We start from the raw sequence: 25,339 nt of genomic DNA, 5'->3' as shown, positions 1-25,339 counted from the left end.
TTTATTATGACTATTGCATTAATTGGCTTTGCCGTCTTATTGTTTTTAATATTGATTGTGCGTGTCCCTATTGCTTTTGCAATGGGTATTGTCGGTTTTTTTGGTTTCGCTAGCGTACAAGGTTTAGGCTTTGATAATTTTATCGATTTTAATTGGAAACCCTCTTTAAGTATGGCGGCTAAAAGAGTGATAGATACTGCGCAAGAATATAGCTTATCGGTTATCCCTCTGTTTATCTTGATGGGAAACTTAGTGACTAAATCTGGGTTATCACAAGATTTGTACCGTGCATCCTATGCCTTTTTAGGTCATCGTAAAGGCGGATTATCAATGGCAACCGTGGTTGCTTGCGGTGGCTTCTCTGCCATTTGTGGCTCAAGTTTAGCTACCTCTGCCACTATGGCTAAAGTGGCCATGCCACCTATGCGCAAATACGGTTATTCAGACTCATTAGCGAGTGCATCAATTGCCGCTGGTGGTACTTTAGGAATTTTAATTCCACCGAGTGTTATCTTAGTCATATACGGTTTATTAACAGAAACCAGTATTCGTGAACTATTTGCTGCAGGTCTTATTCCAGGTATTTTAGGGATTGCTTTGTATTTACTGGCTGTAAGATATGTAGTGTGGCGTGACCCAAGCGCCGGACCTAGTGGCGAAAAATTCACATTTAAAGAGAGAATCGCAGCACTTAAAGGGGTGTGGGGCGTTTTAATTCTTTTTACTATCGTGATGGGCGGTATTTATCTTGGTATTTTCACACCAACGGAAGCTGCTGGTATTGGTGCTGGTGGTGCTTTTATTATTGCCCTATGTCGACGCTCGCTTAACTTTGCCAACCTTTTTGATGTTTTAACAGACACCGCTAGAACCAGCGCCATGCTGTTTTCCATATTAATTGGTGCATTGATTTTTTCTAATTTCATCAACCGTGCAGGACTACCTGATGAGCTATTAACATTCGTTACTGATTTAAACGTATCTGCGTTGACCGTCATCTTCATTATTTTAGGTATTTACTTAGTGCTAGGGATGGTTTTTGAAAGTTTATCAATGCTGCTACTAACTGTGCCTATTTTCTTTCCATTAGTACAAAGCTTAGGTTTTGATATGGTCTGGTTTGGTATTGTCGTGGTTGTAGTCACAGAAATAAGTTTAATCACACCACCCGTAGGTATGAATGTGTTTGTATTAAGTGCGGTATTAAAAGATGTGCCTGCGGGTACTATTTTTAAAGGGGTAACACCATTTTGGTGTGCCGACATTATCCGTCTATTACTCATCACTTTGGTTGTCCCAGTCTCTATTTTCTTACCTGAGCTTTTATATCGTTAGTATCGTAGCTTAATAACACTACATCTAATCAAGCTTTAGTGTTATTAAGTTTCTTGATTGGTCAATAATCGTTATCATACTGTGATAATACAAATAATATTAGCTCAACGCCGTACTTAGAGGATTCGATGGATACACTGACATCAATGCGAGTTTATACTTGTGTAGTTAAGCTAAAAAGTTTCTCACTGGCGGCTATTGAGTTAAATATTTCCAGCTCTTTCGTGAGTAAACAAGTGTCTCAACTTGAAAAACATCTTGGTGCAAAATTGTTACACAGAACTACAAGGAGTTTGTCCGTCACCGAGCTAGGGGAAGTGTACTATCAAAAATGCCTAGCAATTTTAGATAAAGTTGATGAGGCAGAAGGCCTTGTCTCCACCTTGCAATCAAACACTAGCGGCAATTTAAAAATCACTTGTAATATGACATTTGGCCAATTAGAACTTGCTCGTGCTATCCCCTCATTTATGCAAAAATATCCAAATGTTACCGTTGATATTACGCTGGATGATCGCCCACCTGATTTAATCAGAGATGGTTTTGATTTAGCGGTGAGAATTGCCGACCCACAGTTACCAAACTCTAGTTTAATTGCCCGTGAAATAGCAAAAATATCACTCTTTATTTGTGCGACACAACAATATCTATCAAGCCATGGCACGCCTAAAAATGCCGCTGATTTAGCTAATCACAATTGTTTGATTTTTGTACACGCTGCCAATGCCGATGCTTGGACGCTTGAAAACGACAATGAAAGTGTGACCGTAAAAGTCAGCGGTGATATGCGCGCTAATAATAGTTTGATAGTTAAAGCTTCTATGTTGCAACACCGTGGAATTTCTAATTTAGCGGGTTTTGTTATTAAAGAAGACGCCAGAGCAAACAAGCTTGTAAGAGTATTCCCAAACCATAAATCAGAGCAGTTATCAGTATTTGCAGTATACCCTGATCGCAAATTCACACCACCTAAAGTACGGCTCTTTATTGATTTCTTTAGCCAATGGTTAAAGCAGAATCATGTTAGCGATCCCTGGCAATAGTTACATCTGATACCTTCTTTCACTAACATCACTGCTATAATAATATGCTCAATGATAACTATTTATTTCAATTAAGAAATTATAAATAGTCAAAGTGCATTAAGAGGAATTGAAACAACATTTAATAGCCAAAGCTCTAAGCTTTATCATCTAGGTGCGAGTCGAATCAATCTCTCATCTTTGGCCGATGCCAACAGCAATTGCCCAGCTGCTGTTTTCTGTGAAACATTCTATTATTTACTCGAAAAAGTTCGCTCAAAACTCACTAAAAGTGATGCCAACCAGATGGTAAGGCTCATTGATTCTACGACGATTGATTTAAATCTTCATCAATTTAAGTGGGCAAGGTTGACTTGTCATTGACTGGTTGGTTTTGTAATGCATGTACAGTTAAAGCAAGAATGGACTTAAGAGAGAGCGAAAGGTCTTCTCTACGACAATATATAGAAGAGGAAGACCCTACGAGAGATTTATCTAGTTGTATTGGTTACGCTGTTTTATGAGAACTGGCTGTTGTTTTGTTATAAACAGATTCATCCAGCTCATTTTCACTTTTACCCACTAATATTGTCACCATCATGTCACCACATACGTTGACACTAGTACGAGCCATATCAAGAATACGATCGATACCAGCAACGATAGCAAGACCTTCTAGCGGTAAGCCTACTGTGGATAAAACAAGAGACAACATGATTAAGCCTGCACCCGGAACACCCGCAGTGCCGATCGAAGCCAAAGTGGAGGTTAAAATGATAACGATGTAGTCAGAAAACTCTAAGTCGATACCGAACGCTTGCGCGATAAATAATGCACACACACCTTGATACAGAGCAGTACCATCCATGTTAATGGTTGCACCTAAAGGCAGTACGAAGCTGGAAATGCTTTTTGATACTCCCATTTCTTCACGAGATGCTTTGATTGTTGCAGGTAATGTACCTGAACTGCTTGTTGTCGTGAAGGCAACAGCCGCAGGGGTCACTAATCCTTTTAGATAGCGGGCAGGGCTTAAGCCACCAACAACTTTGATTAAACCAGAGTAGAAAACCAATACATGGACTACACACCCAATGTAAACCGCAGCAATGACTTTGATAAGCGGTAATAGAATGTCTACACCGTATTTACCTGCAACCCACGCCATTAAACCGAAAACACCGTAAGGGGCAAGTTTCATAACCAGTTCGGTCATTTTGTACATTGCTTCTGCTAAGCTTTCAAATACTTTAATTGCTGGTTCGCCTTTCTCACCACATAACGTCAATGCGACACCAAGCCCTAATGCAAAAATAATAATTTGCAAAATATTACCTGCAGCCAAAGCACTGATTGGGTTTTTAGGGATCATGTTTAGCAAGGTTTGAATGAAAGCAGGAGCTTCTTTACCCACAGTATTTGGATCAGAAACCGTCATATTTAAACCAACGCCTGGAAGAAATATGTTGGCTAATACCAAACCTATAGTAATTGCGACAGCCGTTGTTCCTAAATACAGCGCAATGGCTTTAATCCCCACTCTGCCCATCTTGGTTGTGTCTTTCATTGAAGTTACGCCCACAATGAGAGAGCAAAAAACCAATGGAACGATGAGCATTTTAATGGCATTAATAAACAAGGTGCCAATGGGCTTTAGCACTTCCGCACTGGGTCCCATTATGCCGCCAACAATGACGCCTAATGCCATACCTATAAGAATTTTTTTCCAGAGCGCAAGACCGCCCCAGACGCTTGTTGTTGCTGTATTTGTCATAAAGCAGTTTCCTTTTTTCATGTTGTTTTGATTATGTTTAATTTAGTCAGAATATTCGTCGAACGAAGTTGTTGTTCTTAACTTCTTGCGAGGTGTTAACGTTCCCATTGAATCCTCTTTAATTACCTTGAGCAGAGTCCAACACGTTTAGTTTGCAACAGAGTCTATTAAGCGCTGCTGTCCAAATGAAAGCCGTGTGTATTCTGGTGCTATGACTTAATTCAAAGAGTGATACAGCAAGAGAGGTGCCAGAAAATTTTTTTTTGTAATTGTTTGATTTTAAATAGGTTTTATGTTTTTTAGAGGTATTCTAGATTTGTTAAAGGGTATAACAAAGTTCATGGTTATCTAATAGAAAACAAATAAAATTCATATTTTTCAAATAGATAAAGATTTATGATAAAAGTTATGGAAGGACATAAGTTATAGGGGTTCTTTTGTCTTTCTTTTGAGTCTTTTACTTAATGCAGGTTGTGAGATTCCTAGAAGTCGAGAGGCAAGGGATTGATTGCCTTGAGCGCGGTGCATGGCTTCTTCAATCAGCAGGTCTCCGGCTTCTTGAAGAGTTGGCAGGGTTTGTTCTGCTTTGAAGAGTGAGTTGTGTCCTTGATTGCTCGTCTCAACGTGCTGGTTAGGGTCTATGACTCTGCGAAATACATCCATAGAGAGAATTTTAGACTGATGCTGACTGACCGCGTCATACGCTAACGCTTTTAATTCACGCACATTACCGGGAAATGCATAATTGGCTAATAATATGGTGAGTTCTTTAGGAATTGTGGGTTTACTTTTCCCCATTTCTGCTGCGGCTTCGGCCAAGAAATATTCCAAGAGCAGGGGAATGTCATCTTTACGTTTTCTAAGTGCGGGGATTTCAATTTGATGAATCCTTAATCGATAGTAGAGATCTTTGCGGAACTCCCCTTTTTTAAGCTTTTCTTCAAGGTTTTGATGGGTGGCAACAATAACGCGTGCCCTCATTCTTTTTGGGCGATCGCTCCCAAGAGGGTAGTATTCACCTTCCTGTAATAGCCGCAAAAGTTTCACTTGAGAGGTTAGACTAAGGTCTCCAATTTCATCTAAGAACAGAGTGCCGTTTGCCGCTTGTTCTATCATTCCTGATCGGGATCGATCGGCTCCAGTGAAAGCGCCTCGATTGTGTCCAAATAAGGTATCGGCAAAAACATTGTCATCTAATCCTGCTACATTGACACTAACAAGAGGGCCAACTTGGTTGCTGAGAGTATGAATTGCTTGAGAGATCTGTTCCTTACCTACACCACTTTCACCACTGATTAATACCGGTTGACTACTGCCTGCAACCGACTCCAAATATTGGAAAACAGAGCGCATCCCTTTATTTTGGGTGATGATCTTGGAAAATACATCGGGCCTTTCTAATGTATCCGACAAAAAACGACGGCGCATTTCTTGGTTCTCTTGGCGCATTTCCTGCATTTGAACCGCACGACGAATGCCTTCCATTAAACGATCTTCTTCCGTTGTTTTAACAAAATAGTCATAGGCACCAAGACGAATGCAATGAACGGCTGTTTCTAATTGATTCAAACCACTAATGATAATTACGCCTACTGCTGGATACTCTTGAACAATTTTTTTCAGTAGCTCCTCACCCGATAGATGGGGCATAGTTAGATCTAATAGAACGAGCCCAATAGGTTCGTTTTCAATAATAGACATGGCCTCTCGGCTGTCTTCACAACGGTAAATATGGTTATAGCCAGCGCCACGTTCCAGAGCAATACTTAAACTACGTAAAAAAGAGGGTTCATCATCTACCAATAAAATACCGAAACTTGGATAGCGATTAATGTTCATGTCACTGTTTTTCCTTCATTATTGGGAGTGAAAGTGTGGCTAATGTCCCTTTACCTACAGTGGATTGATAATGTAGGGTGCCTTTGTGTTCTTGAACAATACGTTCAGAAACGGATAAGCCTAGCCCTGTTCCACCTTTTTCTCTACGAGTGGTAAAAAATGGATCGCTTAAACGGGATAAGTTGTCTTCTTCTATGCCACAGCCTTCGTCTGCAATAGAGAATTGGATAATATCGTCTTTTTGAATATACGTTGTTTGAATTGAAATACTTTTGTCTTTAGATTCCAAAGCCTGACAGGCATTGACTATTAGATTAATAATAACCTGCTCAATACGTTGAGCGTTGCCTTTAAATGTAGGTAAGCTTTTACTGTATGTGACCTTGACATGGTTACTGTGCTTGTTGATAGTGTTATCGACTAAGCGAAGGGCGGTAGATACGATTATGTTGAGGTTTACGGAGTCGTCTTGGCGACCAGGCTCTTGTTGAGAAAAATCTTTTAAATCGTCAACAATACGACGGACTTTGGCGGTGCCTACTAACATGTCATCCAACATTAAGGGGAGTTCTTCGCGTATTCTACTGTACTCCAAACCCCCTAGATAAAACTCACCGTTATTTTTGTAATGATCTTCTAGTAACTCTTCAAGATCCTGATACGTTTCTTTTAAAACTGGCAAGTTTAGTAAGAGCAAACTGATTGGATTATTTATTTCGTGGGCAACCCCCGCAACGAGAACACCTAAAGAGGTCATTTTATCTGCTTGAATTAGCTGTTGTTGTTGTAGTTTTAATTCTTCTGTTCGTCGACTAACCTCCCTGGATAGCATCCTGTTCCAAATGACAATACCACCAAGAATAATGCATAAAAAAGCGGAAATTACGGCTGTTATTTTACCTATTGTTTGCCAAATTCCCCCCGGTTTTTCAAGGTGTCCTAACCACTTATCATAAAGTGCTTGTTGTCTTCCAGTATTGATTAGAATAGCTAATCCTTCGCTGAATTGAGCCAATAATGCATCGTTACCTTGTAATACAGAATAGCTATAATGTTGGGAGCCAAAAGGTTTACCAGCAGGAATAATATTGGATAGCTCTAGTTCACGCCCAAGATACATTCCGGGTAGGTTCGCTACGATAGCGTAATCGTGTTTTCCTGATGCTAATAATCTCAATGCAGCCGCATGCGTATCTACAAGAATAAGTGTTGGCTGTGTTTTATTTTGAGTCAGATAATCATGCACTATGCCACTTTTCTGAACGATGACTTCTTTATTCTCTAATTCTTCAATTTTTGTGATTTTTGGGTTGCCTTCACGAGTGAAAATGGATTGGTGAATAATGGCGTGAGGTGGGGAAAATTGGTAGGTTTTGCTTCGCTCTTTGGATTGCACCATACCTTGCAATGCGTCGATCTCTCCTTTTTCGAGTTTACTGCGCATAGCATCCCAATCACCGAGTTGAATTTCAATATCCATTCCCATTACTTCAGCAATCGCTCGTGTCAGCTCTGTGTTATACCCATCAGGTTCGCCGTCTTCGTTAATAAACTCATAAGGTGGGTAGCTTTGATCGCCAGCAACATGGATTTTACCTTCCTGCTCAAAGGCATGAGCGGATGAGTGCAAAAAGAAAAAAAGTACCGTGTAACAACAATTACGAATTGGATAGGTAAAAAAACGCATAGGAGATCTCGTGCATTACGAAAAAATTTTAGTGAGATACGGCTGGCTAAGTAGAGTATTGGACACTTTCTTTATTAATAACATTTATGTCTTTCTCTGTCATTAACTCTTCCTGTGTCATATTTTTGTAAGGATTGATCTGTATATTGATACGTACAAATCAACTGATGGAAGTTTTGTTATGTCAAATGATGCTCAAGCGATATTACCCGATAGAGGTTCGTATCAAAATACCCTTCAATGGGTTATGGTTGCTGTATTGATTTACTTACTGATTTGTGCTGTTGGCACGATTGGTGGTGGCTTTAAAATGGCAGCAGGAGGGCAAGCTAAAGAACTGTTTGCGTTCGCAAGTAACCCTTTTGCAGGGCTGGTGATTGGTATTGTTGCAACCGCATTAATCCAATCATCTTCAACAGTGACTTCAATTATTGTTGGCTTAGTTGCTGGTGGATTACCGGTTGAACTTGCTGTTCCTATGGTCATGGGGGCCAACGTTGGTACGTCGATTACGAATACCATTGTGTCTTTAGGACATGTTAGAGCAAAAGAAGAGTTCAAACGCGCGTTCTCAGCAGCAACGGTTCACGACTTTTTTAATTTGTTGTCAGTATTAATTTTTTTACCGTTGGAAATAGTCTTTGGTTTATTAGAAAAAATGGGTTATTTCTTTGCGCATTTATTCTATGGAGCAGGGGATTCTTCCATAAAAGGGTACAATTTTGTCAAAGCAGCGACCGCACCTGTGGTGAATACGTTTAAAGGTGTGGCGAAATCAATGGGTGATCAACCTGGTGGTGTGATGATGATATTGCTTGGTATTGTCTTGATTTTTATTGCGATCACATTAGTAGGCAAGTTGTTGAAAAAATTAATGGTAGGGAAAGCAAAAGACATTATGCATACAGCTATTGGTCGTGGCCCTCTGTCAGGAATTGCTTCCGGTACCTTGGTTACTGTGTTGGTGCAATCGTCATCAACAACGACATCTTTAATGGTGCCCTTAGCGGGATCGGGTTCATTTAAACTGAAAGAGATCTACCCATTTACGCTAGGCGCAAACATTGGCACTTGCGTAACTGCTGTGTTAGCTGCAACAGCCGTCACTGGTAATGCGGAAGCAGCATTGCAAATTGCATTTATTCACTTGGTGTATAATATTGTAGGTGTGGTTGTGATTTACGGTATTCCTGCATTACGCCATTTACCTATTCGTGCAGCCGAATCGTTAGGTGACACGGCATCTGAAAATAAATTTGCCGCATTGGGCTATATTTTAGGTGTTTTCTTTGTTCTTCCTGCCGTTTGTCTTGGTGTTAGCAACCTTATTTAATTTGAATTTGGAGATAATATAATGAGCAATTTACAGGTATTAACAACTGAGCGCTTAACCAAGCTTATTGATGAAACGCAGCAAACATTATTAGAATTGAAAGAAGAAATGATCCGTCGTGAGCAAGTGAAGCAAGAGCATGAGATCATGGATTTAGACCATCATATGCAAAATGCGGAAGTAAGCTTAGCGACTATTCGTAATTTTATTAAGTTTTTGATGGAAGACTCAAAAAAACGCTAGAACCATATAACTATGAAATTGAACGCCTTTTTTCTATTTGAGAGAAGGCGTTTTTTTATGTTAAGGAAGGTGAGAATAAGTCCTCTTGTCTCAGCATGTGGATAAAAGCCGGCTATTCGAGGCGAGTATCGAATGTGAATAGCTGGCCTATTTTCGAGATACTCAACAAAGAATACTGGCTATTAGACCATGCCCTGCGGGTCTTAGTAGACTTATTCGCACCTTCCTTAAGTGAATGGATGCAGCTTGTACTTGAATGTGATGGGTGTTGTTTCTATTTTCGTTATAATGGTTACTCTGAATATTGATCAAAGGATAGAGGGAAGGATGGCTAAGCAAGCGTTGAATGCAGAAGTTCTTGAAAAGGTTATTGAGCAAACACAAACGTATTTGCTGGATGAGTTAGATGTCTCTTTAGGGAAATTCGAGGTGCAATTTTTAGTTGAACATATTATCAAGCAGATCGGCCCAGACATTTACAATCAAGCCATTGATGACTCTATGAAAGAGTTGACTCGTTCTATGGACAGTGTGGTAGAAAACCTCGATTTTCTAAAAGATATTTAAAAGTATAGACAGAGGTCTTTTTAAGTAGAATAGAATTTAAGCTCCACTAATGTTTTCTTGTGAATGGACTCCATTGATTTAATCAATAGCATGATATGACAAATGGGTTGGTTTGATTCGCATGCTACTTCAATTTTTCTTAGTTTCTCTGCCAATACAGTAGCGCCAATGGATTCTTCATTATCGGCAAATCGATGCGCCTCTTCATTTATTTTGTAATTGTCTTGATTTTCTAATGCGGTTTTTAGTTGTTGAATAGCGATAAAGCTACTTTCACCGAATAGGAGAATCAGTTCCGCTAAACGTTGTGTCCCCAGTGCGGTTTTATGGGATTGCAGCAAGGGAGCATCAATAATAAGAGATACTTTTGATGGTTTTTTAATGGTTGGAATACATTCAGGAATTGTTCTATGGAGCGACATTTAGGGTTAATCACATAATGCAACAGCGTGATGGCATGGGGGACTCGGGCGAAACTTACTTGGTGGGTCAAGATAAATTAATGCGCTCCGATTCTTATCTTGACCCGAAGAACCATTCCGTCATAGCTTCTTTTGCGGGTAACGTCGCAAATAATGGCGTGGATACGCATGCTGTTATTGCAGTATTTAACGGTGAAACAGACAATCGAATCATTATTGATTACAACGGCAACCGAGTGCTGTCATCGTTTACCACCCTTGATATAGATGATTTTAAATGGGCTTTAATTGCTGAAGTTGATGAAGTAGAAGCATTTGATGCCGCACATACTCTCGCAAATGTGTCGTATGGACTGATTACAGTAACGATATTAGTGATTGTGGTTTTTGCCTTATGGATTTCTAACAGTATCAGCACACCTATTGTATTGTCTTCAAAGGTTGCTCAGCGAGTATCTGAAGGGGATTTAACCGTCTTCATCGACGTGAACCAGCCCAACGAATTGAGTAGGTTGCAACAATCTATGCAAGATATGATCAATAAGTTAAAAACCATGATTGAACACATTGCAGAATCAGCGGAGCAACAAACCATTTCATCCAAAAAACTTACCGTTATTATGGAGCAAACTAATCAGACTATGATTCGTCAACACAGTGCAACGGATCAAGTTGCTACTGCAATGGCTCAGATGAGTGCGGCAATTGAAGCAGCAAGAGCGGGTGAGGCGTGGCTTCTCTGTTGTTGCAGATGAAGTTAGAATGTTGGCGCAGAATACCCAAAATTCAACCGTCGAAATTGCAAATGCCACTTTGCCACAATCAGAGGCGTCCAAAGACATCAGTAAGCAGACGTTAGAAGTTAATGATGTATCGGATGAAACAGAGCAAAGCACCAAAGAAATTATGGGTACCAGTAAAGAATTAATGTTGTTAGCAGATCAACTATCGGCTCAAGTACAACAATTTAAATGGGTATAGCAAAGCCATACTAATTGCCTGTACGAGTAAGATAGAGAATGCCAAGTGAATTCCCCTGTTCACTTGGTGTTTTTATTACCCGTTGGTAATTCACAACAAATAGTCTGTCATTTATTTACGAAGATAGAGAGCAAACCAACGCAAATAAAGATAAACGCAGCGACCATCCGAGTAAAATTTAATGGGATTTGAGACATGAGTTTTTGTCCTGCATAGATAACGGGAACATTGGTGATGAGCATCCCCAATGTTGTGCCGAGCGTTACGATGAGTGTTGATTGAAACTGAGCGCCTAATAATACGGTTGCAACTTGTGTTTTATCGCCAATCTCAGTAATAAAAAAAAGCAGAGCAGAGACAATGAATGCCCCATACCGATCAAATTGGTTATTGGTTGCTTCGTCTTTCTCTGGAGCCAATAACCATAGCCCTACAAGGATAAAGCTACCGCCTATTATCCACCCTCCCCAAGACCCTATCAAAAAGTCAGAGAGCCAGACCCCGAAAGCAGCAGAAACCGCATGGTTTGATAATGTGGCTACGAGAATACCGAGGATAATAGCGAGTTTATTACGGAATTTAGCGGCGAGTAATAACGAAAGGAATTGAGTTTTATCGCCGATTTCGGCAATGGCAACCGTGATGGTGGAGGTAATTAAGGCTTCCATAGAGGTGTCCTTGGCGGGATTGCAAACCAAAGACATATGGCCATGTCCCGTCTGAAAATGGTTATTTGCTTTAGGTCTTGCCAGTAACTGCATTGCAATCAAAAACTTGCCACGAACTGTTGCTCGATTATGTTGACATGCTTTTTACCTATTTTAATGCGGTAAGTTGGCGACTTCCCCAAGAGTAAGCGCAATCATAATAGAGCTCTCTTTGATATTCAAATACTTTGCCTATTACTGATTTCTAGTGTGTTTATCTTATCTTTGTCTTCGATAAGGTGGTTTATTCTTTTTAATTTTCTCTTTGATTTTTTTTGTTAGGGACGTGTTTTTTATGAGAAAAACAGAATAAATGTGTAGATTTTGGTTAAAAAAGCTTCACATATCAAATCATTGTGTCATTATACGGAAATTATGTGGCTATATTTTCCGAATTGCGGAATTCGTTTTCTTGGTTATGGCTTCATTTAAGACTGTCATTCTTTATAAAAATAATCGTCGAGAATCATCATGTACCAATCATTAAAAGAAAAAGTTTTAGAAGCGAATCTACAGTTACCTCAATATGGACTGGTTACGTTCACTTGGGGCAACGTGTCTGAAATCGATCGTGAGAAAGGTGTTATTGCAATCAAGCCGTCTGGTGTGAGTTATAAAAACATGACGGCAGATGACATTGTGATTGTTGATTTAGAGGGTCAGCGAGTAGAAGGGCGTTTAAATCCTTCTAGTGATACAGCAACCCACGTCGAGCTTTATAAAGCGTTTGTGGAGATTGGTGGCATTGTTCATACGCATTCTCGGAATGCAACTATTTGGGCTCAAGCTGGAATGGACATTCCTGCTTTAGGTACGACCCATGCCGATTATTTTTATGGCGACATTCCTTGTACTCGAATGTTGACAGCAGCAGAAATTGAAACGGATTACGAAAAAAACACCGGCTCCGTCATCATTGAAGAATTTCAAAAGCGTGCAATTAGTGCGGCGGCTTTACCTGGAGCCATTATTTCAGGGCATGCACCATTTGCATGGGGGAAAGACGCTTTTGATGCTGTTCATAACGCGGTGGTGTTGGAAGAAATTTCCGCTATGGCTATTGGAACTCGCACGTTAAATCAAGACATTCGTGTTCAAAAAGAACTGCTGGATAAACACTACCTTCGCAAACACGGTAAAAATGCGTATTACGGACAGAAGTAGGGCCACGTATGTATAAATTATTAGCGCTAGATTTGGATGGCACAGTTTTAAAATCGAATCATACGATTAGCCCTGTATTGATTGATAAAATACAACAACTGTCTCAAAAAGTACCTGTAGTGATTGTCACTGGACGGCACCACACAGCGGCACGTCCTTACTATCTTCAGCTAGGACTAACGACCCCTATTATTTGCTGTAACGGCACCTATGTTTACGATTATCAAAATGAAGCCGTACTACAACACAACGCCATCTCTAAAGAGAGTGCCAAACAATTTATTGAGCTGGTTGAACTGCATGATATGAAAGCGGTGATGTACGTGAAAGATGCCATGTTGCATTCCGTCCATCGCCCTTTGAATTATGTAAATGCCTTGTCTTTATGGGCAGACACATTTGCGGATGACATCAAGCCTTGCATTCAAAAAGTAGACAGCTTCCATGACGAATTAGAAAAACACGAACACATTTGGAAGTTTGTTGTAGAAGGCGATCAGGTTGCTCACTTCTTAGATTTACCTTTTGTGAAAAATAACTTCAATGGAGAGTTTTCATGGTCAGATCGAATCGATTTTTCTAATAAAGGTAATACGAAAGGGGCCGCATTGGCTGAATATCTGGCTAAAAAAGGCTTCACCTTTAGCGAAATTGTGGCGGTGGGAGATCATCATAATGACATCAGTATGCTGCAACGAGCTGGCGTTGGGGTCGCTATGTTAAATGCCGACGCAGCGGTGAAAGAGCACGCCAATATGGTGACGGCGGCAACAAACGATGACGATCATGTGCTTGCTGGGATCATTGACACATTTTTTGATTAACGATAAATCGTAAATACGCGGCTAAAAACAACACTACTTATTGGTATGAAATACTATGAATTACTTTATTGGACTGGACTCAGGCGGAACCTTTATGAAGGCGGCTTTGATCGACAGCAATGGTCGTCAATTAGCCATATCAAAAGTGCCTGCCAGTGTGTTAAATACACGTCAGGGCTGGGTTGAAAGAGATTTAGATGCATTGTGGGACGATGCAAAATACGCCATCGAAAAGTTGCTTAAATCCGTTGATGTTCCTGCTAGTCAAATAAAAGGCTTGAGTATTTCTGCTCAAGGTAAGGGAGCGTATTTATTGGATAAACAAGGCGGCAATTTACGTAACGGTATTGTCTCTTCCGATTCTCGTTCTCTCGACATTGTAAAAGAATGGCAAAAGAAAAAAGTCCCAGAACAGATTTATCCAATGACACTACAAACGCTCTGGACAGGGCACCCTGTTTCTATTATTCGTTGGCTCAAAGAAAACGAACCTGAGAACTATCGTAATTTGGGCTCTATATTGATGTCCCATGATTATATTCGATACCGACTTACAGGTGAGATATACGCTGAATTAACCAATATTTCAGAAAGTAATTTCTTCAATTCGCTTAGTGGCGAGTACGATTCAAGGTTATTGGCGATTTTTGAGATAGAGGAGGCCTGGTCGGCATTACCGCCTATTATTAAGCCAGATCAACTCGCTGGTCATGTTACTGAGTTGGTCGCACAAGAAACTGGGCTGGAGGTAGGGACACCGGTATTTGGTGGATTGTTTGACGTGGTTTCAACGGCGATTTGTTCGGGAATCACGGCGTCATCGAATACCTTAAATTACGTAATGGGAACGTGGGCAGTAACATCAGGAATAGCGTGCGAAATTCAGCCAATGGAACACCTCTATGTTTATGGGCATTATGCATTAGAGAATCAATACATTATTCATGAAGCCAGCCCGACATCAGCCAGTAATTATGAATGGTTTGTCGACTATTTAGGTGTCGATGGGGCGTTTGATCATCAAGCGAATCAGCAACTGGTGGCAGAGTTACCGCCAGCAGCAAGTGATTTGTACTTTGTGCCTTTTCTTTATGGTTCTAATATGGGGCTCGGCATTAAGTCGGGCTTTTATGGACTTCAGTCTCATCATTCAAAAGGTCATCTTATACAAGCGATCTGGGAAGGCATTCTTTTCTGTCATAACCTGCACTTAGATCGTATGCGTATCCGTTTTCCCGAAGCCGATGTGTTACGAGTAACAGGGGGATCAACCGCATCTGAAACCTGGATGCAAATGTTAGCGGATCTGACTGGCATGTCTATTGAAATTCCAAGCATTGATGAAACAGGGTCTTTAGGGGCGGCATTGATTGCCATGGTAGGAGCAAAGGAATACCGCTCTATCAACGAAGGGCTAGCTGCTATGAATATTGACGCAACGCGTGTTGAAGCAAACCCTGAGTATTTCGATCAATACCAGAAAAAATACCAAAACTATTTGAAACTGGTGGGCTTTTTAAAAGAATTTGAGGAACAAAAAAATGACTAAACCATTATTGCAAATTGCGCTTGATGCGACTGATATGAAGACCGCGCTGGCTTCTGTAGCCAGCATCGCTGAATTTGTGGATGTCATCGAAGTGGGAACCATCCTAGCGTTTGGTGAAGGGGTTAAAAGCGTCACCTTATTAAGAGAGAAATATCCGAACCATACTATTGTTTGTGATATGAAAATCACGGATGCCAGCGCCATTCTGACCAAAATGGCTTTAGAAGCAGGTGCTAATTGGGTTACAGTCAGTGCTGCTGCTCATATTGAAACCATTCGATCTGCACAAAATGTTGCCCAATCTTATAAAGGGGAAGTCCAAATTGAACTTTATGGGCACTGGACGTTAGAGGATGCGAATGCATGGGTTAATATGGGCATCACACAAGCCATTTATCACCGCTCACGAGATGCAGAATTAGCTGGCGTCACTTGGACAGATAGCGACCTTATAAAGATGAAAGCGTTATCTGATCTAGGGATTGAATTGTCGATCACTGGAGGGATTGTGCCAGAAGATTTGCATCTATTTAAAGACATTAACGTTAAATCTTTTATTGCTGGGCGGGCATTGGCGAGTGAACAAGGGGTAACGATTGCTGAATCGTTCCATAGTCAAATCGCTAAATACTGGTAGGTAATAATGAGTGAACAAATTAAGTCACTGTTAAAATCATTAAGCGTTCTGGAGTTTTTGGGGGAATATCCAAACGGCGTATCATTGCAAAATATTGCTCAAGAAACGGGCATGACAAAATCCTCTGTCCATCGTATTTTATCAACATTTGAAAGCGCAGGGTATGTTACTCAACTTTCGAGTGGACGAGATTATCGTTTGACCATGAAGCTACTTCATGTCGGGCAAAGTGCGCTTAACTCAAACGTCACGGGAATTGTTAAGCCGTATTTGACTCAGTTGTTAGGTTCCATTGAAGAGACGGTGAATTTCTTAGCTTTCGATGGGGACAACATTATTTTTAAAGATAAGTTAGAGCCTAGCAATGCGTCTTTTCGTACCAGAACCTATGTCGGTTTGCATTCCCCTGCCTATTGCTCTGCTGCAGGGAAGTGTTTTTTAGCCTTTGCATCGGATCAAATTAGAGAAGCGTACTGGCAACGTAATACCCACATTATGAAACCATTGACTGAAAACACAATTCTTGAAAAAACGGCATTTTTTGATGTCCTAGAGCAAGTTAAAGAACAGGGTTTTGCTATTGATGATGAAGAGAATGAAGCGGGAATCTCTTGTGTTGCCACTCCTGTGTTTAATAAAGACAAAATGCCAATTTATGCGATCAGTGTGTCGTCCTTGTCGCCTAAAATGGCTCGGCTAGGTTTTTCAGAGTTAGCAACACGCCTCAGAGAAACCGCCGTACAAATTGAAAACAAACTTTTTTAAGGCGAAACTCTTTAAGGTGAAAGAATGATTCATTTCGAGAATAAATTCCGTTTAGGCATCTACGAAAAGGCGTTACCTACTGATCTTAGTTGGCGTGAAAGGCTCTCTAAATCAAAAGAGTTGGGTTTTGATTTTCTTGAAATCTCCGTTGATGAAACGGACGCAAGACAAGCCCGACTCGATTGGAGTGACGAAGAGATCTATGCGTTAAGGGATTTATGCATCGAATACGATATGCCTCTGCAATCCATGTGTTTGAGTGCGCATCGCAAATACCCGTTTGGCTCCATGGACGATGCCATTCGAGAACGTTCTTTTGAGATTATGGAAAAGGCCATTGCGCTGTCATTTAAACTCGGTATTCGTTGTATCCAAATGGCAGGTTACGATGTGTATTATGAAGAGCAATCAGACGAGACGCATCGACGTTTTATTGAAGGCATGCAACGAGCAACCAAAATGGCTGAGCGTGCAGGTATTATGTTGGGTGTGGAAATCATGGACACACCTTATTTAAATTCACTCAGCAAATTTGAAGTGCTTAAGCGTGAAATACCCTCACCGTTTTTTATGGCGTATCCGGATGTGGGTAATATTTCTGGGTGGAACCATCACGTTCCGACAGAATTAAAGCTAGGGCAAGACCATATTGTACAAATACATTTGAAAGACACTTTAAGAGTCTCTCCTGATTGCAAGGGACAATTTCGAGACCTTGTCATAGGGGAAGGCGAAGTGGACTTTCACGCCATTTTCAAGACCTTGGCCGAAATAGGTTACGCCGCTCCTTTTGTTATAGAAATGTGGGCGCAAAATGATAATTGGTTTGAAGACATTAAAACGGCCAAAGAAAGATTAACGACCATTGCGCATGAAGCCGGATTGGATCTTTAGTACGGCTTTCGTTGTGCATTGGCGTGTCTTAACACCCCTTTCTACGGCTTTTTCCTGTAGATAAACACGCTTTAACTGGCAACTAGGGAGCGTGTTTATTCCCTAAATAACTCTCTACACTATCCCTGTATGTTTTACTGACAGGGACTTGTATATTATTTTCCATAACTAACCAACACTTGTTAGATTTGCGTTCTAATTTAACAATAGCATCAGACGCTACCCACCAAGATCTATGAACTTGTAATCCAGAATAGTGTTTTAAAAGTGTGACGGCATCACTAAATCGACGAAGAATTAACTGACTTTCACAATCTGTCATGACATTGATGTAATGATCTTCAGCCGTAATGCAAATCAATTTTCCTTGTATATCAATACCTAAAATTTGACGAATATCTGGTTCGTTCACGAACTTTCTTTCCTGTTTAATGTCCTCATTCGTTGCATGAGATCCTAGCGCCTTAACGGAATCAATCTTGTCATTTGAAGCAAAATTTACATTGTGTATAAAGCGATTTTGAATGCGCCTACCCATAGGTAAAAGAATTACTAGTAATATTAAAAATACATGTGCAGACAACTGAATAAGGTTTGTCTCACTTTTCGATGTCATCAAGCTTTGGTTTAACCAATGAATTTGCATGCTTGCAGGTAAAACGATGATAGCCGAACTTGCTAACATCACTTTAGAATAATGCCAATGAGCCGTTGCAGGGTAATGAAACAACATCAAAATAACGACGAGACTTTCTAGCCCAATAACTGTGATAGCAACCTGCCAATAGACAATTCGTTCAACAAGAGTCAGTTCGGAAAAAGTGCCAAATGGCCCAATAATAGCGACCACTAATCCGATCACTAAACACACAAATACAAACCTTAACCATTTACGATAGTTATTTTTCACGATCATATTCTTATTCAACTCTATTCCATTTCATATTCAGCAATAAATTGATGTTCATTTCACGATTCGTGAACTGATAAACATCGTTATTGACGAAATTGTTTATACATCGGCGTAATTTTGCTGGGCCTCTAGCAGGCTAACGCCATAATAAACGAAACCAATCAATATGGAGAACAATAAGATGCGAGCTTTAAATTTAAGAAAATGCGGTAAGGAACTCACTTTAGGCTATCTAGTAAACATAGCCGCCATCATTGGCTCGACAGCTTGTTTTGCCGATGCCTCTCATCAAACATTCACTTTGAACATCAATGGACTTATTTCTGGGCAAGGGAATGTAATGGGCGTTTTTTATCAATCGGAAGAAGACTATAAATCTCGCAGCAATGGTTTTTCACACTTGCGCATTCCAGTCACGTCAGATTCTGTCGACGTGATCCTGACTGATTTACCTAATAGTATGATCATATTTACTGGTTATCAGGATGTGAATGGTAACAACAAACTTGATACAAACTTAATTGGAATTCCGAATGAGCCGTATGGATTTTCTAATAACGCTCGTGGTCAATATGGACCGCCTAAGTACTCTCAAATGGCATTTTTACCTACAACAAACAAATCCATGACCATCGATTTTTTGTCTAATTAAAGCTCATAAAAAAACATAAGCCTACTAGGGAAGGTGCGAATAAGTCCTCTTGTCTCAGCATGTGGATAAAAGCCGGCTATTCGAGGCGAGTATCGAATGTGAATAGCTGGCCTATTTTCGAGATACTCAACAAAGAATACTGGCTTTTAGACCATGCCCTGCGGGTCTTTCAGAGAAAACGCCACATTTCGTTACGACTCTTTGAAAGGTATTAACATTCCTGCAGAATCGTGCCTTATTTGACGGTTTCTCTGAAAGACTGAGTCTTAGTAGACTTATTCGCACCTTCCCTAGATCTAAATATCTTTAACTTGTCTAATCGGAAGCCACTATGAAGCGTCGAGAATTCATTCAAGCACTTACTTACACATCATTAGGTGGCTTGTTATTACCCAAGGCCATTGCTGCTCAGCCTAATCTTGATAGATGGAGAGATCAATTTAAGAAGGCATTAGACAGTAAACCTTGGCTTATTAACCTAACGGGTATCAGTCAGTCTTTATCGACAAAAAAACTGATCGTCAAAGGTCGCATTCCAGAAGCTCTTTCTGGCCAGTTTTATCGAAATGGGCCAGCCCAACACGAAGTCGCAGGTCAACGGTATCACCACCTTTTTGATGCTGATGGCATGATCCAACGTTTTTTGATTGATGGTAGGGCGCAAACAGCTACCCACATCGGAAAATTCGTTAATACTCAAAAAAGACAATTAGACTTACAGCACAATCAAATCAGCACGGCGACATTTGGCACAGCGTTACCTCAAATGCAGCATACTACTCATGTAGATGCAATCAATGCCGCTAATATCAGCGTACGTCATCATGGTGGAAAATTAATGGCATTATGGGAAGCTGGGTCAGCATACGAAATAGGACCGAGAGACCTTGAAACCCGAGGTGTTATTGCATGGTCTCAAGAAAGCAAAGGACTTCCCTTCAGTGCTCACCCAAAAATAGATAAAGACGGTTCCATGTGGAATTTTGGTGCAATTGGAACGTTTAATGGTCTTATATTTTATCATTTAAGTTCAACAGGAAAATTACTTAAACAACATTATATAACACTACCTGAATCGCGAATGGTGCACGATTTTATGATTACCGAGCATCATTTAATTTTTGTATTATCTCCATTTCGTTTTAACCGCGATCTGGCTGAATCGAATAATTCAGTAAGCTATCTTGATCTGCACCAATGGGATGCAAAGCAATCTAATTGGCTGCTTATTGTTGATAAAGATGACCTTAGCCATTACCGTCGATTTGACCTACCTGCGAGTTGGTCTTTTCATTTTGGGAATGCGTGGGAAGACAAACGTTGGCTTTACTTTGATATGTGCCGGTACGACGATACGAGCATCATGACCGATGGCCTACGTAACATAATGAGAGGAATCGATAATGCTAACCAATCTGCGAATTCTGTGCGCGTCAGCGTCAATACTCAAACAGGGCAATTTAAACAAGAGATTCTTTATAAACATATCGAGTTCCCTGTCTATGACGAACGATTCGTAGGACAAAATAACCGATACACTCTGTCTATCTGTAATCACGATCATCAACGTCTATTCGGTGCGAATCGTTTAGTGAGAATCGACTTACATCAGGGACAGCATATTCATTACGACTACCCTAAAAATGAAGTGATTGAAGAGCACATATTCGTTCCTAATTTACAATCGGATAAAGAACTGAACGGTTGGTTTATTGGGGTATCCTTTGACTTCGAACGATCTATTAGCAAAGTTAATATTTTTACCAATGAACGCTTTACTGAAGGCCCCGATGCTGTAATAGAGCTGCCCTATGTGATTCCAGCAGGGTTTCATGGCACCTTCGTTAAACATTGAATATAAGGTCTTAAATACGTAATAAAGCGATAAAAAGCATACGTTAGTGAGTGTATATATAGACTGTATTACGGCTAACTCCAGCGGCTTTAGCCGTTTTGGAAACATTACTATCAAATTGCTCTAACAGCTTTGGAATTTTCATGTCGAGACCGTCATAAACGATCATGTTTTTGGTTTTGATAGCGTCATCGTTTTTTATTTCCTCTGCATGTTCTCACGTCTTTATCTTCTCATTCCCATTGCCTTTTATATAAACGCTTGTATAGGGATATTTTTTCGCTACGATTTTTTTGCTTATAAATTAAGGAACTTAAGTCGGTCACTCTGCTTTTTTTGAAAAAAAACGAAAAAACTGCCTAAAAAAGCTTCACATTCTCTCTTTCTATGTCATTATACGGAAAAACAATAATTAATTATTCCGTAATACGGAATCAAATAAAGGTCCTCAAAATGCCTATAGTTTCTTTAGAAGAATTACACAGCACATATGAAACAATCTTAGTGAGTCGTGGAATGCCTGCGGATATGGCGTCTCGTCTAGCGGGTGGTTTTGTTGAAATGGCAAATGAAGGGGTTTATTCGCACGGAATAAATAGATTTCCTGTGTTTATTGGTCAAGTAGACAAAGGTCAAATTCAGTTGAATGCCATTCCAGAGTGCGTGAACAGTATGGGCGCTCTAGAGCAATGGGATTGTCAGTATGGTCCTGGTGTGTTGAATGGATTAATTTGTGCAGATCGTGCAATGGAATTAGCACGAGAGTATGGTATTGGTATGGTTGGCATGCGTCATTCAAACCATTGGATGCGTGGTGGTGCGTATGTACTGCGTATGGCCCGTCAAGGATTTGCCGGTATTGCCGCGACCAACTCCATTGCCGTTATGCCAGCGTGGGGTGGTAAAGATCATAGAATTGGTACTAACCCACTAATTATGGCGATTGCAGGTGACCCACCTGTGGTAGTGGATTGTTCGATGTCTCAGTATTCTTATGGACAGCTACAAAATTATGTACTGGCAGATAAAGAGCTACCAGTAGTGGGTGGCTATGATGACAACGGTGAACTTACTAGGGATGCAAAAGTTCTGTGGGAAAATAAACGTATTTTGCCAATGGGTTTTTGGAAAGGATCTTCAATGTCAATTGTTCTAGACATGATGCTTACCGCGATTACTGGTGGTAATTCTGTCCCTGCTATTACCGAAGATCAAGATGGTGAATTCGGTGTTTCTCAGTTTCTGATTGCAATCGACTTAAGTAAAACGATGGAACAAAGTCAGTATGTTGCTGAAATGAAGCGTATTCGGGATTACGTTCTGTCTTCTGAGCCTGCTGAAACAGGTGATGTGTCCATTGCGGGTTCTAAGATTCAAACCTACATAGACAAGCATAAAAATGCCGGTGGTATTGAAGTACACGAACAGATTTGGACACAGATAACTGGATTGATGAAGGCAGCTTCTTAGTTTAAAGGGATTTTTAAGGCGTCGAACATAATAAAAACAATCTTAGTGAGGTTTGCTCATGACCGTTAAAAGTAAAATAAAAAAAACGGAAACCGCATTATTGCAATTTCGAAATATCACTAAAAAATTTGGTAATAGCATTGCAGTCAATGATGTTTCATTTGATGTGTATTCCCACTCTGTGGTGGCCTTGCTAGGTGAAAATGGTGCTGGAAAATCGACGCTGATTAAAACACTGGCAGGCATCCATCAGGAAAGCGAAGGCGAGATTCGGTATCAGGGTGAGTGTCTTGATAAAAAAGCTCGTCAACATGATGAAATTGCTTTCATCCACCAAGACCTTGGTTTAGTTGATTGGATGACCGTATCTGAAAATATGGCGCTTTCCATGGGCTATTGTAAAAAAATGGGTCTCATTGATTGGAAAGCGACCAATGCACGTGCGGCGGCGGCATTGGCCACAGTAAATGCTGACATTGATCCTAGAACGCGTGTGTTTCGATTGTCTCGTGCAGAGCAATCTTTGATTGCTATTGCAAGGGCTGTGTATTGCAACGCTAAAATCCTAATTTTGGATGAGCCAACGGCCAGCCTCCCAGCGGCAGATGTTGAGCGTTTATTTGTTGTCATTCGAGAGTTACGTAAAAAAGGTGTGGGGATGATTTACGTCTCTCACCGTCTTGATGAGGTGATGGAAATATCCGACAGCATGGTCATCATGCGTGACGGTTTTTTAGTAGCGGAATGTGAGACAGAAGGCGTTGAAACCAAAGAGCTGGTGGAGATGATTGTGGGTAACGAGCAAAAGGAATTTGAGCGTTTAGGTGTCGACCAAAATGCCGCAACGATACTGCAAGTAACGAACTTTGAAGCTGGCAATGTTGGCCCAGTGAACTTTAACGTCAAAAAAGGCGAAATCTTAGGGTTGATTGGGTTGCGTGGTGGTGGTCAAGGTGAAGTGGGCCGAGCGTTGTTTGGTGATTACCCTGTTTTTGGAGGGGAACTTTTTCTTGAAGGTACAAAACTCGAACTCGACTCTCCTCAAGCCGCAATCAATGCGGGCATTGGCTACGTAGCAGGGGAGCGATCTGAAAATCTTGCCATGTCTATGTCGGTGCAAGACAACCTATTTGTTAATCCTTTATTAGGTCAAACACCATTCTTTTCTATTAATGGTCACGTAAAAGAAACGAGTCGATCAAAAGAATTGATAGAGCGTTTTGATGTCCGTCCAAGCGACCCTGACCAAGCGATTGAAAATCTTAGCGGTGGTAATCAGCAAAAAGTGATTATGGCTCGTTGGCTAAACCTAGACAAAAAAGTCTTAATACTAGATGAGCCAACGGCTGGCGTCGATGTTGGCGCAAAATCAGAAATTTACGATTTGTTAAAAAAGGCAGTGCATAACGGGTTAACGGTCATTGTTGTGTCAACGGATTTTGAAGAGGTCGAAAAAATTTGTAATCGTTGCTACGTATTTAGTAAAGGCAATATTCACAAAGAGCTGGCTTCGGATGAAATCACTTTCGCAAACATGTTGAAAGTGGCGTCTGCGCATGGCGAATAAAAGTCGTTACTGATGTTGAATTGATGACGAACTTTAAAAATAATAATCAAAAGAGAGCATACAATGAGTACTTCAATTAAGTCGACGGCGTTAGAGCCGGATTACAACGATAAAAACGAGGATAAAGGCGGCATATTATTCAACATTGGTCGCTATCTAGCTGTGTATGGCTTGCCTGTTCTAACGTTATTATTGATCGTATTTTTCTCTGTCTTATTACCAGACACCTTTCCTACGTTACTTAATCTACGGTCCATTCTTAGTGATAAATCCATTATCGCCATTTTGGCTTTAGCGGCAATGGTGCCAATGCTAACAGGAAAAATTGACCTGACAGTGGGTTACGGAATTGTGCTTTGGCATATCTTAGCAATCAGCTTGCAAACTCAATTTGGAATGAGCTGGCAAGCGGCGGTTGGAGTAGTGCTTATCTGCGGCATGGTATTTGGACTGTTAAATGGTCTTTTGGTTGAAATGGCAAAAATTGATTCTTTTATTGCCACGTTAGGTACAGGTACCGTGATTTATTCGGTCGCACTTTGGTACACAGGCGGTCGTCAGGTAATCGGTTCTTTAGAGGCCGATTTCTACGCTATTTCTAACTCCTTTATTTTTGGTTTGCCCGCTCCTGCATTCTATGTATTGGGCATTTCGGTCATCCTTTGGATTATCACTGAACGTCTGCCACTTGGTCGTTGCCTCTATGCTATCGGTGCTAATCCTAGAGCAGCGGATTTAAATGGCATCCCTTCTCGTAAATACGTAATTGGTGCATTTGTTACTTCCGGTCTGCTGACCGCTTTAGCGGGTGTAATTTTGGCTGCGAAGTTGCGAATTGGGCAAGCAAATGTGGGGTTAGAGTTTTTACTTCCTGCTTTAGTCGGTGCATTCCTTGGATCAACCACCATTCGTCCAGGACGTGTAAACGTATTAGGAACGATTATCGGTGTGGCTATTTTAGCCGTCGGTATTTCAGGTATTCAGCAACTAGGAGGGGCTTTCTATATTGAGCCTTTGTTTAATGGTGCGACCTTACTGATATCCATTGGTATTGCGGGTTATGCCCAACGTCGAGGAGGAAAAATTAAAAGGATGCTTAAAAAAAGCGACGAGTAAGATGAATTGAAACACACACGCGT

General features: G+C 40.6%; 24 protein-coding genes. 18 read left to right on the top strand and 6 right to left on the bottom strand.

The window, feature by feature from the left end; all coding sequences use genetic code 11:
- The first annotated feature begins 6 nt into the window (after positions 1–6).
- Positions 7–1,335, top strand: coding sequence for a TRAP transporter large permease (locus tag ACMUMJ_RS06620; protein WP_414678017.1), 1,329 nt, complete (start codon positions 7–9; stop codon positions 1,333–1,335).
- A 128-nt stretch (positions 1,336–1,463) separates the two neighbouring features.
- A complete protein-coding gene (locus ACMUMJ_RS06615) occupies positions 1,464–2,378 on the top strand; it encodes a LysR family transcriptional regulator (RefSeq protein ID WP_414678016.1) in 915 nt (304 codons plus the stop codon).
- A 487-nt stretch (positions 2,379–2,865) separates the two neighbouring features.
- Here the strand turns inward: ACMUMJ_RS06615 and ACMUMJ_RS06610 are convergent, their stop codons facing one another.
- From ACMUMJ_RS06610 to ACMUMJ_RS06600, 3 genes are all read right to left on the bottom strand, one after another.
- Positions 2,866–4,131 (bottom strand): dicarboxylate/amino acid:cation symporter, encoded by a 1,266-nt coding sequence (locus tag ACMUMJ_RS06610; RefSeq protein WP_414678015.1) that lies wholly within the window; start codon positions 4,129–4,131, stop codon positions 2,866–2,868.
- Between the two features lie 423 nt (positions 4,132–4,554).
- Positions 4,555–5,970: a sigma-54-dependent transcriptional regulator gene (locus ACMUMJ_RS06605; RefSeq protein WP_414678014.1), complete on the bottom strand. Its 1,416-nt coding sequence runs from the start codon at positions 5,968–5,970 to the stop codon at positions 4,555–4,557.
- A gap of 1 nt (position 5,971) precedes the next feature.
- On the bottom strand, positions 5,972–7,657 hold the full coding sequence (locus tag ACMUMJ_RS06600) for a transporter substrate-binding domain-containing protein (protein ID WP_414678013.1): 1,686 nt from the start codon (positions 7,655–7,657) through the stop codon (positions 5,972–5,974).
- 181 nt (positions 7,658–7,838) lie between these two features.
- On the opposite strand from ACMUMJ_RS06600, the gene ACMUMJ_RS06595 reads away from it, so the two are divergent.
- The 3 genes from ACMUMJ_RS06595 (at position 7,839) to ACMUMJ_RS06585 (ending at position 9,800) form a co-directional block, all read left to right on the top strand.
- Positions 7,839–8,990 (top strand): Na/Pi symporter, encoded by a 1,152-nt coding sequence (locus tag ACMUMJ_RS06595; protein ID WP_414678012.1) that lies wholly within the window; start codon positions 7,839–7,841, stop codon positions 8,988–8,990.
- 21 nt (positions 8,991–9,011) lie between these two features.
- Positions 9,012–9,233, top strand: coding sequence for a hypothetical protein (locus tag ACMUMJ_RS06590; RefSeq protein WP_414678011.1), 222 nt, complete (start codon positions 9,012–9,014; stop codon positions 9,231–9,233).
- 246 nt (positions 9,234–9,479) lie between these two features.
- Positions 9,480–9,800 carry a DUF2164 family protein gene (locus ACMUMJ_RS06585; protein WP_414678010.1) on the top strand — a complete coding sequence of 107 codons (321 nt, stop codon included), beginning with the start codon at positions 9,480–9,482 and terminating at the stop codon, positions 9,798–9,800.
- Positions 9,801–9,820: 20 nt separating this feature from the next.
- Here ACMUMJ_RS06585 and ACMUMJ_RS06580 read toward each other — a convergent pair whose 3' ends face one another.
- Positions 9,821–10,222: a hypothetical protein gene (locus ACMUMJ_RS06580; protein WP_414678009.1), complete on the bottom strand. Its 402-nt coding sequence runs from the start codon at positions 10,220–10,222 to the stop codon at positions 9,821–9,823.
- A gap of 17 nt (positions 10,223–10,239) precedes the next feature.
- Between ACMUMJ_RS06580 and ACMUMJ_RS06575 the strand changes: the two genes are divergently transcribed.
- Together ACMUMJ_RS06575 and ACMUMJ_RS06570 are read left to right on the top strand one after the other, a co-directional pair.
- Positions 10,240–10,977, top strand: a complete 738-nt coding sequence (locus tag ACMUMJ_RS06575) for a HAMP domain-containing protein (RefSeq protein WP_414678008.1) — start codon at positions 10,240–10,242, stop codon at positions 10,975–10,977.
- Positions 10,928–11,203 (top strand): methyl-accepting chemotaxis protein, encoded by a 276-nt coding sequence (locus tag ACMUMJ_RS06570; protein WP_414678007.1) that lies wholly within the window; start codon positions 10,928–10,930, stop codon positions 11,201–11,203. Before ACMUMJ_RS06575 ends, ACMUMJ_RS06570 begins: the two co-directional genes overlap by 50 nt.
- A gap of 107 nt (positions 11,204–11,310) precedes the next feature.
- Here the strand turns inward: ACMUMJ_RS06570 and ACMUMJ_RS06565 are convergent, their stop codons facing one another.
- Positions 11,311–11,871 carry a TMEM165/GDT1 family protein gene (locus tag ACMUMJ_RS06565; protein ID WP_414678006.1) on the bottom strand — a complete coding sequence of 187 codons (561 nt, stop codon included), beginning with the start codon at positions 11,869–11,871 and terminating at the stop codon, positions 11,311–11,313.
- A 510-nt stretch (positions 11,872–12,381) separates the two neighbouring features.
- Between ACMUMJ_RS06565 and araD the strand changes: the two genes are divergently transcribed.
- Genes araD through ACMUMJ_RS06535 form a run of 6 tightly spaced genes read left to right on the top strand, consistent with a single transcriptional unit; the run spans position 12,382 to position 17,743 of the window.
- A complete protein-coding gene (gene araD, locus ACMUMJ_RS06560) occupies positions 12,382–13,074 on the top strand; it encodes an L-ribulose-5-phosphate 4-epimerase (protein ID WP_414678005.1) in 693 nt (230 codons plus the stop codon).
- A gap of 8 nt (positions 13,075–13,082) precedes the next feature.
- A complete protein-coding gene (locus tag ACMUMJ_RS06555) occupies positions 13,083–13,898 on the top strand; it encodes a Cof-type HAD-IIB family hydrolase (protein WP_414678004.1) in 816 nt (271 codons plus the stop codon).
- A gap of 55 nt (positions 13,899–13,953) precedes the next feature.
- The gene (locus ACMUMJ_RS06550; protein ID WP_414678003.1) at positions 13,954–15,447 is read left to right on the top strand and encodes an FGGY-family carbohydrate kinase; all 1,494 of its coding nucleotides are present in this window, start codon (positions 13,954–13,956) and stop codon (positions 15,445–15,447) included.
- Positions 15,440–16,084, top strand: a complete 645-nt coding sequence (locus ACMUMJ_RS06545; protein WP_414678002.1) for a 3-keto-L-gulonate-6-phosphate decarboxylase UlaD — start codon at positions 15,440–15,442, stop codon at positions 16,082–16,084. The genes ACMUMJ_RS06550 and ACMUMJ_RS06545 overlap by 8 nt, the downstream gene beginning before the upstream one ends.
- A 6-nt stretch (positions 16,085–16,090) precedes the next feature.
- Entirely contained in the window at positions 16,091–16,849 is a 759-nt protein-coding gene (locus ACMUMJ_RS06540; RefSeq protein ID WP_414678001.1) for an IclR family transcriptional regulator, read from the top strand.
- A gap of 24 nt (positions 16,850–16,873) precedes the next feature.
- On the top strand, positions 16,874–17,743 hold the full coding sequence (locus ACMUMJ_RS06535; protein WP_414678000.1) for an L-ribulose-5-phosphate 3-epimerase: 870 nt from the start codon (positions 16,874–16,876) through the stop codon (positions 17,741–17,743).
- 82 nt (positions 17,744–17,825) lie between these two features.
- Here ACMUMJ_RS06535 and ACMUMJ_RS06530 read toward each other — a convergent pair whose 3' ends face one another.
- Positions 17,826–18,653, bottom strand: a complete 828-nt coding sequence (locus ACMUMJ_RS06530) for a LytTR family DNA-binding domain-containing protein (protein WP_414677999.1) — start codon at positions 18,651–18,653, stop codon at positions 17,826–17,828.
- 184 nt (positions 18,654–18,837) lie between these two features.
- Between ACMUMJ_RS06530 and ACMUMJ_RS06525 the strand changes: the two genes are divergently transcribed.
- From ACMUMJ_RS06525 to ACMUMJ_RS06505, 5 genes are all read left to right on the top strand, one after another.
- Positions 18,838–19,308 (top strand): DUF2141 domain-containing protein, encoded by a 471-nt coding sequence (locus ACMUMJ_RS06525; RefSeq protein WP_414677998.1) that lies wholly within the window; start codon positions 18,838–18,840, stop codon positions 19,306–19,308.
- A gap of 331 nt (positions 19,309–19,639) precedes the next feature.
- Entirely contained in the window at positions 19,640–21,163 is a 1,524-nt protein-coding gene (locus tag ACMUMJ_RS06520) for a carotenoid oxygenase family protein (protein ID WP_414677997.1), read from the top strand.
- Positions 21,164–21,616: 453 nt separating this feature from the next.
- Positions 21,617–22,633, top strand: a complete 1,017-nt coding sequence (gene yiaK, locus ACMUMJ_RS06515) for a 3-dehydro-L-gulonate 2-dehydrogenase (RefSeq protein ID WP_414677996.1) — start codon at positions 21,617–21,619, stop codon at positions 22,631–22,633.
- 58 nt (positions 22,634–22,691) lie between these two features.
- Positions 22,692–24,200 (top strand): sugar ABC transporter ATP-binding protein, encoded by a 1,509-nt coding sequence (locus tag ACMUMJ_RS06510; RefSeq protein ID WP_414677995.1) that lies wholly within the window; start codon positions 22,692–22,694, stop codon positions 24,198–24,200.
- A 63-nt stretch (positions 24,201–24,263) separates the two neighbouring features.
- Positions 24,264–25,316: an ABC transporter permease gene (locus tag ACMUMJ_RS06505; protein ID WP_414677994.1), complete on the top strand. Its 1,053-nt coding sequence runs from the start codon at positions 24,264–24,266 to the stop codon at positions 25,314–25,316.
- The last annotated feature ends 23 nt before the right edge of the window (positions 25,317–25,339 follow it).

The organism is Marinomonas phycocola, assembly GCF_047525455.1.
GTDB lineage: Bacteria > Pseudomonadota > Gammaproteobacteria > Pseudomonadales > Marinomonadaceae > Marinomonas.
Note: the sequence above shows the minus strand (reverse complement) of the source record. Positions and strands in the feature narration are given on the sequence as shown.

Bases quoted from the DNA above. Each gene is read 5' to 3' on its own strand.
- ACMUMJ_RS06615 (WP_414678016.1), top strand. From the start codon at position 1,464: ATGGATACACTGACATCAATGCGAGTTTATACTTGTGTAGTTAAGCTA.
- ACMUMJ_RS06610 (WP_414678015.1), bottom strand. From the start codon at position 4,131: ATGACAAATACAGCAACAACAAGCGTCTGGGGCGGTCTTGCGCTCTGG.
- ACMUMJ_RS06540 (WP_414678001.1), top strand. From the start codon at position 16,091: ATGAGTGAACAAATTAAGTCACTGTTAAAATCATTAAGCGTTCTGGAG.
- ACMUMJ_RS06595 (WP_414678012.1), top strand. From the start codon at position 7,839: ATGTCAAATGATGCTCAAGCGATATTACCCGATAGAGGTTCGTATCAA.
- ACMUMJ_RS06565 (WP_414678006.1), bottom strand. From the start codon at position 11,871: ATGGAAGCCTTAATTACCTCCACCATCACGGTTGCCATTGCCGAAATC.
- ACMUMJ_RS06590 (WP_414678011.1), top strand. From the start codon at position 9,012: ATGAGCAATTTACAGGTATTAACAACTGAGCGCTTAACCAAGCTTATT.
- ACMUMJ_RS06600 (WP_414678013.1), bottom strand. From the start codon at position 7,657: ATGCGTTTTTTTACCTATCCAATTCGTAATTGTTGTTACACGGTACTT.
- ACMUMJ_RS06510 (WP_414677995.1), top strand. From the start codon at position 22,692: ATGACCGTTAAAAGTAAAATAAAAAAAACGGAAACCGCATTATTGCAA.
- ACMUMJ_RS06575 (WP_414678008.1), top strand. From the start codon at position 10,240: ATGCAACAGCGTGATGGCATGGGGGACTCGGGCGAAACTTACTTGGTG.
- araD (WP_414678005.1), top strand. From the start codon at position 12,382: ATGTACCAATCATTAAAAGAAAAAGTTTTAGAAGCGAATCTACAGTTA.
- ACMUMJ_RS06520 (WP_414677997.1), top strand. From the start codon at position 19,640: ATGAAGCGTCGAGAATTCATTCAAGCACTTACTTACACATCATTAGGT.
- ACMUMJ_RS06605 (WP_414678014.1), bottom strand. From the start codon at position 5,970: ATGAACATTAATCGCTATCCAAGTTTCGGTATTTTATTGGTAGATGAT.
- ACMUMJ_RS06555 (WP_414678004.1), top strand. From the start codon at position 13,083: ATGTATAAATTATTAGCGCTAGATTTGGATGGCACAGTTTTAAAATCG.
- ACMUMJ_RS06525 (WP_414677998.1), top strand. From the start codon at position 18,838: ATGCGAGCTTTAAATTTAAGAAAATGCGGTAAGGAACTCACTTTAGGC.
- ACMUMJ_RS06550 (WP_414678003.1), top strand. From the start codon at position 13,954: ATGAATTACTTTATTGGACTGGACTCAGGCGGAACCTTTATGAAGGCG.
- ACMUMJ_RS06545 (WP_414678002.1), top strand. From the start codon at position 15,440: ATGACTAAACCATTATTGCAAATTGCGCTTGATGCGACTGATATGAAG.
- ACMUMJ_RS06620 (WP_414678017.1), top strand. From the start codon at position 7: ATGACTATTGCATTAATTGGCTTTGCCGTCTTATTGTTTTTAATATTG.
- ACMUMJ_RS06535 (WP_414678000.1), top strand. From the start codon at position 16,874: ATGATTCATTTCGAGAATAAATTCCGTTTAGGCATCTACGAAAAGGCG.
- ACMUMJ_RS06580 (WP_414678009.1), bottom strand. From the start codon at position 10,222: ATGTCGCTCCATAGAACAATTCCTGAATGTATTCCAACCATTAAAAAA.
- yiaK (WP_414677996.1), top strand. From the start codon at position 21,617: ATGCCTATAGTTTCTTTAGAAGAATTACACAGCACATATGAAACAATC.
- ACMUMJ_RS06505 (WP_414677994.1), top strand. From the start codon at position 24,264: ATGAGTACTTCAATTAAGTCGACGGCGTTAGAGCCGGATTACAACGAT.